Source organism: Alphaproteobacteria bacterium, from assembly GCA_016870095.1.
Lineage (GTDB): Bacteria > Pseudomonadota > Alphaproteobacteria > Paracaedibacterales > VGCI01 > VGCI01.
Genome location: VGCI01000014.1, coordinates 1 through 6,326, shown reverse-complemented (window position 1 = coordinate 6,326; position 6,326 = coordinate 1). Strand labels below are relative to the sequence as shown.

Sequence of the window (6,326 nt, the reverse complement as noted above, 5' to 3'; positions counted from 1 at the left end):
CAGGACTTCAATACTTCGCAAATATCCTATAATCTGGCTTGCTTCAAACTTTCTACGTGCCATTTCTTCCCTCCATTATTCCAGAATCCTAATTTATTTTCTGGACTATTTATAGGGGGGCAGGACAATACTGGCAGTACGTCTTTAATAGTTGAGCGACTTGATATCATAGGAGATCTCAAGACAACGAATATGGACTTTAAAGGACAGCATCTCGAAGCCCATACGGGCTCGAAAGTTTCAACAGCGGGAGATGTCCATCTTCATACAATGACTTTCAAAAATCAAGGTCAGTGGAAAGGGGATAGTGAGTTTCATGCCCGGGTCTTGGGGAATTATGACTTTGGAGATTTTAGCACGAGTGATTGGATATACCTTTTTGCTAACCACTATGATGATCCCATCGGAATGATGAGGGGAGATGATCCCTCCTTCAATAAATGCAAAGGGTTATTGCTTGAATTTTCTGAGGACTTTGAATTGTCAGAAAACATGTCTGTATCTGTTCAAAGGGGAATGGGTATCAAAGCCCCCAGTATTAAGGTCTCAGGTGATGTGAAAGCCGATGCTCTTCGCCTAATCACATCCTCTATTGGGGGGACATCTGATGGAAAAATCGATCCCAATTCCTCCACAGGTAAAATTATCATCAAGGGCAAGCATGATGTGGGTGAATTTAAAGCCCTCGCCCTGGGTAATCTATTTGTTGAGAGCCAACTCAAAGCTCAAGATGTCTTTTTGACATCTGTTTTAGGGAACGTCATTGTTGAAAGTCTTAAAACCCGTGTGAAAACGAAACATGGATATTCGGATTCAATCCCAATGAGAGCTCGCATAGAAGCCCAACAAATAATAGATATTTCAGCAGGAAATAATGTCCATCTTAAGGGTGTTGAAACAAGTGCAGCCCTACGCACACATATTCAAGCTCTTGCAAACATATATGATCTTCCCGTCACTCTTCTTGAGTAACGCGTTCGGAAATCAAAGCATACCCAAAAAACCACCAAAAATGTTACTCAGATATCATCGGATCATACAGCTGGATCATTTGCGGCGGAAGCAAAAGGAGCTTCAGTCTTTCAGGGGACACATATTACTTCAGAGCGGGACTCCAGTATAAAGGGAGATGAGGGTGTGGCCCTGGGTGCGTCTCATGATATGGAAAGTTCCCAGTACAAATACAAAAAGAAAGGGTTTCTCACAAAAAAGGTCGAGAAGGGAGTTGATCAATCCACAACTTCTCACCCTGTTGAAATAAAATCAGCTGATAAAACAATCATCGAAACCCCTCATGGAAATATCGACTCGTAAGGTTCGACCTTATCGGGAGGAAAGGGTGTTGAATATAGAGTTCCAGAGGGAAAACTCAAGCTTGGGGCTGTTGAGGATGTTGAATTTCATAACCAGTCCTCCTCTAAATCGGGAATGGTTTTTGATAAATTGAAATCAAGTGGCGAGCATATCAAAACCGTCAAGTCGTGCATTCACGATCCAGGCACAGGTGAAGTTAAGATCGACGCAGATGAAGTGCATGTCACACAAAGGGTTGATCAAAAAAATATTGAAGATGTTCTCACAAAAGCCCTTGAAAACGTTGTGAGTGTGACCTGGTCACAAATTGAAGATAAACATGACTCATGGAATAAGAGTTCAAAGCACATCAACGCAAGATTTGCAGCTGTTGTCTCTATTGCTGTTTCCCTTGCAACAGCAGGCTATGGAGCCGCATTTGTCGGACCTTTGGCATCTACTGCTGGTGTAAGTGTTACAGCAACGGAAGCAGCTCTCTTAAGCGGATTCAGTGCTTTCATTGATGCGGCGGTGTGTGTCATGTCCAGCCGACTGGCCGTCAATATAATCGATGCTCAAGGCAATGTTGCAAAAGCGTGGAAGGAATCCACCAAGAAGAATTCGATCAGGTCTTTGTTATCAAACACATTAGGCTGCGCCATAACAGCAGGTCTTATAGCGGGATTAAATATTGAAACTTCTGCTGCGCAATCCATCGCAGAGGGATTTGAGGAATCTGGCATCCGCATTTTAAGTGCTACAGCGACCCGCACTTTGATAGAGGGGGAGAGTTTTGAAGATGCTCTCAAGGGATCCATCCTCTCCATATCAACGGATGTGTTGGGTAAACACCTCTCCCGGGAAATCGGAAATGCACATAAAGCAGGCGAATTGAACGATTTTTCCCATCTGGGTGCCCACGCGGTTCTCGGCGCCAGTATGGCCGCTGCAAAGGGTGGGGATTTCCTAAGCGGTGGCTTTGGTGCCGTTGTGGGAGAGATCATCGCACAACATTACCGCAATGTGGTCGATTTAGATAGCCTTCCCCCAGGCGGGTCTTTATGGAAAACCCTCGTTGACAGAGGTGTCGATCTCTCAAAACTTTCGACATCGCTTATCGCATTCTTGGCCGGCCTCGATCCCGAGATTTCTGCAGACGCAGCCGCAAACGCCGCAAAAAATAATGCGTTCTTTGTTCATGTTTTTTATGCCGCTGTAGGGGCCTGCACTCTATATGAAGGCTATGAGATTTATCAGACCTATAAAAATGAAGGTCCCGAGGCAGCTCTGGAGGAATTGGCTCTTACAGGAGTGGTCACAATCGTAACCCTGGGAGCAGGAAAAGTTATCTACAGAGTGGGAAAGGTCGCCTATCCAACGGCAGAGGCCGCATTTATGGCCTGCCAAGCCAAAAGCCCCACCTTAACAAGAGTTGCAGAATCTCTTTCCGGCACTGCAGATAAAGCCAAATCCTTAATCGATGAAATCGCCCGAATGAAGGATGAGGGTATCTCAAAGGCAGGAAATTTATTTGGGGTCAAAAAATCTCTTGATGATATAATCAAAAAGTCAACTCCATTACCCAAAAAAGGTGGAGGCACACAACAGTATAAAAACTCAGGCGGCTTCAACCAGGCCAACAAAGATTTTGACTCATTGAGACTGGAGAATATAAGATCTATTTCATTGCATGGAGGTGATGTCGGAAGAGTAGGCCTCTTGCCTGATGGCAGGAAAGTAGTTGTCCGACCAAGAGGTAGTCTTAATCGTCTAGATTTCAATAGCCAGCCTACTCTAGAAATTCAAAACGGTCCGAGTGACTACACAAAGATAAGGTACTAGAATGACAAATAAAAGAAGACATATACCTCTTAGATTTGATATTGAAATACCTAATAGTGTCGATTTTGAAGGGATGATTATAAATAGTTCTGGATATTTTGTTAGATTAAGTGAATTTGCAAAGCAGTCTCCTCCAATTTTAGAAATTTCCTTTCCAGGTCGTGTTTTAGCACAGAGAATTGCCGATGAAGGCATTTTTCTCTCGATGAGCTGGGATTCAGAAGGAAGGGGGCCAATTGTTATTTTAGAAAACTCTGATTTCACACATTGGTTTCATAAAGAAAGTTTAGGTATTCATGAAGATGAAGATCTTTATACAGTAGCGATTTTGACGGTAAATGAATGGATTGAAGTAATTACCTACTTACTTCCAACAGCTGCTTGGATTGATGGATCTTAAATCGATACGGTAACTAACGATTAAAGATCCGATAAATAGCATGAGAGTCCTTCTGTGACTTACTCCAGCTTTTCAAGATCTCCTATGAAGAGGAGGTGAAAAGGAGGAAAGATGCGCCATTGTCGCCGATCGTGTACGGTGTTCCTGCTCTGACGCTGAAATTGCCTTTGACGGCATGATGATGATAGGGTCACTCGTTAAAGCCGGAAGGGGAGCCTACTATCAGACGGAAGAAAAGCTGTAGAAACGCCTAGAAGTAGTCTTAATCGCCCAGATTTCGATAGCTAGCCAACTCTAGAAACTCAAAATAGTCCATATGAATATAGTTCACTGATAAAAGGGCTAACGATATTTTAAGTGTTTTGATGATATCCTTATCTTATATGATCTGTTTTAGAGCCTGGAAGAAGAAGGTGAAAGCTCCTAGCTGGAAAACAAGAAGGCCCCAATTCCCCTGACTTTGAAAGCGTTTTTGATGATCTTTGGCCTACAACCCCCCCATGAAATGTCAAGATTATATGAACTCATCCAACAAAATGGATAAATGGGGCATTGAAATTCTTATGAAAATTAATAACAGCAAATTGTGGTACTAGGAAAGGAAAAAGATGAAACAACAAAAAGATAGGAAGGTATATCGTCGGGTGCTCAAAAAATTGAAAGAGATCTATTGATCTTGCTACGATAAAACTCATCCTTACCCATAAGTTCTAAAAGCTCGAGCAGCTAGAGTGAAGTCTTTTAATCTCTGCAACCCAATCCAGATAGCTGTAGGCCCTGGGAGTTTGTCTCTTTTGCGATTTAAAAACCCTCCGAACCTTGCTACCATTAATACAACTGCCGCGATAGAAGGTGGTTGGTTGGGGGGTTTTCCCCGCTTAGTTATAAGATAATCAGTCTGCCATTCTAGAGTAGAAAAAAATAGCTCACAGTTTTTATTAGGATCAAAACGACTTAATAAGGTGAGATACAAGATACGCCAGGCAATAATCAGGTATAAAGCTAGGCAGGGGCTATAGCGTTTTTCACAGGTAAGCTGAAGCTTCTCTGCTTTACACCCGCTTTTCAATATTCTAAAGAAAACTTCAACCTGCCAGCGGCAAACGTAATATTGAAGAATTGCCAAACGCTTTTCAGCAGAATCAATTTTTAGGTTAGTGAGCAGCAACCACTCAATTGGCTTTTCCCCAATGGGAGAATTAGTTTCAGTGACAATGACACCATTAACGAAAACTGGCTTCATCCGCAGCTTTCCTCTCCTACCAATAGGGGGGATGTAGACAAACGGCTTGAGCCCAAATTCCTTAAATAACTTTACGCGCAGGTTTAGAGCCTCGACCAGGAAGTTCAAAGGTACAATATTCACTGATTGGCTTATCACGGATAGTATCCCAAAGCTTGCAAGAAGAACGCGCCCTGACTCGTTTATTAAAGGTCTATTTTTAACAGCTCGAATGAGCCATTTTGCCTGGCTATGAAAACGAGAGGCTTCATTGTAAATATCATAAATATCGGCTTCTCGATCAGCAATACACACAATTTGGCACATGGGGAGTTGATGAGCAATTGTATCGGCTTTTTGATAGCCTCTTACCCAGCGATAACTCTCTTATCCTGAAGGAGTGTTCTCAAATTCTCAACATTTTTCTCATGTCTTGTTTTCTTTTTTAGTTGATGACGATGCCAATGATAGTCATCCACAACACCCAAACAGAGTTCCTCTGGAGTCACAGAAATGGTAGGATGAAGTAAGAGGCCTCGATAGTTGTTATGAATTAAAGGCCCAATATCTTTTTTTTGATAATGCAGGGAATAATTAAGATGAGTGGTATCTTGAATCAGTAAGACTGTAGGGTAGGGCTGCATCCGCTTAAATGTTGCCTGAATGTGAGGAGCTAATATTTTAGAGGCTGTTACTTTATCATTATCAAAGAAACGGTAAGCGGCTTTTGTTTCAGCCCACCCTTGGCAAGCGACAGGAATTGTTTCAATTGGTTTACTACCCAGATTATTTAGAAAAGTGATTGCTCTTGTTTCTAAGTGCTTATCCCCCAGATCCACATGTTCCATCTCTTCTAAAGCCCAAGTCATAAGAATCTCCTTCATAGAGTTTAAACCTCTTATAGTATACCCTTTTCAATACTTATGGGTAAGGATGAGAAAAAACGGGGGAAGATCAAGCGTCGACTTTAAGGCGCAAGTCGCCCTAGATGCGATTCGAGAAGATGCAACGATAGCTGAGCTATCATCCAGATATGGCGTTCATGCAACGGTGATTCATCATTGGAAGAAAGAAGCGATAGGAGCAATGTCATTAGGCATTTCAGGTAAACAGGAACGCCAGGAAAGTGATCACACCACCCCAATAAAAGATCTTAATGCCAATCTATTGATTGGATAATAAAAAGTTCTTTACAGAATTAAAGAAATATGTATTTTTAGTAATCAATAATAATAAATATTAAAAATCACTAAATGTTAATTTTTATTAAATGAGAAATTATATGCATTATTATATATCTATAGCTTTGGATTTTACTTATTTTTTTGCAACCTATTATGGCTACAGACCAAAGTAATAACGATAACTCATCAGGTGATAAGAATTGTAAAATAACAAAATATGGAGTTAATTGCCCACTTGATATTGATTTAAAAGATTTAAGGGGCTGTCCTAGATAACTAGTTTAAGAACTCTTGAACCCATTGTTTTAACTGTTTTAATTGAGCTTTCGGGTCAGGGTTGTTAAAACGCCACTCACATTCCTTCAAAAATAACCCAAAATTCTCC

Annotated in this window: 6 protein-coding genes; 3 read left to right on the top strand and 3 right to left on the bottom strand. The window is 41.4% G+C overall.

From position 1 onward, the window contains the following. Positions 1 to 1,428 precede the first annotated feature (1,428 nt). Positions 1,429 to 3,135 carry a hypothetical protein gene (locus FJX03_08240; GenBank protein MBM3633669.1) on the top strand — a complete coding sequence of 569 codons (1,707 nt, stop codon included), beginning with the start codon at positions 1,429 to 1,431 and terminating at the stop codon, positions 3,133 to 3,135. Position 3,136: 1 nt separating this feature from the next. Beyond that, on the top strand, positions 3,137 to 3,535 hold the full coding sequence (locus FJX03_08235) for a hypothetical protein (GenBank protein MBM3633668.1): 399 nt from the start codon (positions 3,137 to 3,139) through the stop codon (positions 3,533 to 3,535). A 697-nt stretch (positions 3,536 to 4,232) separates the two neighbouring features. Here the strand turns inward: FJX03_08235 and FJX03_08230 are convergent. Beyond that, the gene (locus FJX03_08230) at positions 4,233 to 5,102 is read right to left on the bottom strand and encodes an IS4 family transposase (protein MBM3633667.1); all 870 of its coding nucleotides are present in this window, start codon (positions 5,100 to 5,102) and stop codon (positions 4,233 to 4,235) included. 23 nt (positions 5,103 to 5,125) lie between these two features. Then, the gene (locus tag FJX03_08225) at positions 5,126 to 5,641 is read right to left on the bottom strand and encodes a transposase (GenBank protein MBM3633666.1); all 516 of its coding nucleotides are present in this window, start codon (positions 5,639 to 5,641) and stop codon (positions 5,126 to 5,128) included. A gap of 49 nt (positions 5,642 to 5,690) precedes the next feature. Between FJX03_08225 and FJX03_08220 the strand changes: the two genes are divergently transcribed. Continuing rightward, the gene (locus tag FJX03_08220) at positions 5,691 to 5,936 is read left to right on the top strand and encodes a transposase (GenBank protein MBM3633665.1); all 246 of its coding nucleotides are present in this window, start codon (positions 5,691 to 5,693) and stop codon (positions 5,934 to 5,936) included. 281 nt (positions 5,937 to 6,217) lie between these two features. Here the strand turns inward: FJX03_08220 and FJX03_08215 are convergent. Continuing rightward, on the bottom strand, positions 6,218 to 6,326 hold a 109-nt coding region (locus FJX03_08215), incomplete at its 5' end, for an IS1595 family transposase (GenBank protein MBM3633664.1).

Bases quoted from the DNA above. Each gene is read 5' to 3' on its own strand.
- FJX03_08225 (MBM3633666.1), bottom strand. From the start codon at position 5,641: ATGAAGGAGATTCTTATGACTTGGGCTTTAGAAGAGATGGAACATGTG.
- FJX03_08220 (MBM3633665.1), top strand. From the start codon at position 5,691: ATGAGAAAAAACGGGGGAAGATCAAGCGTCGACTTTAAGGCGCAAGTC.
- FJX03_08240 (MBM3633669.1), top strand. From the start codon at position 1,429: ATGGTTTTTGATAAATTGAAATCAAGTGGCGAGCATATCAAAACCGTC.
- FJX03_08235 (MBM3633668.1), top strand. From the start codon at position 3,137: ATGACAAATAAAAGAAGACATATACCTCTTAGATTTGATATTGAAATA.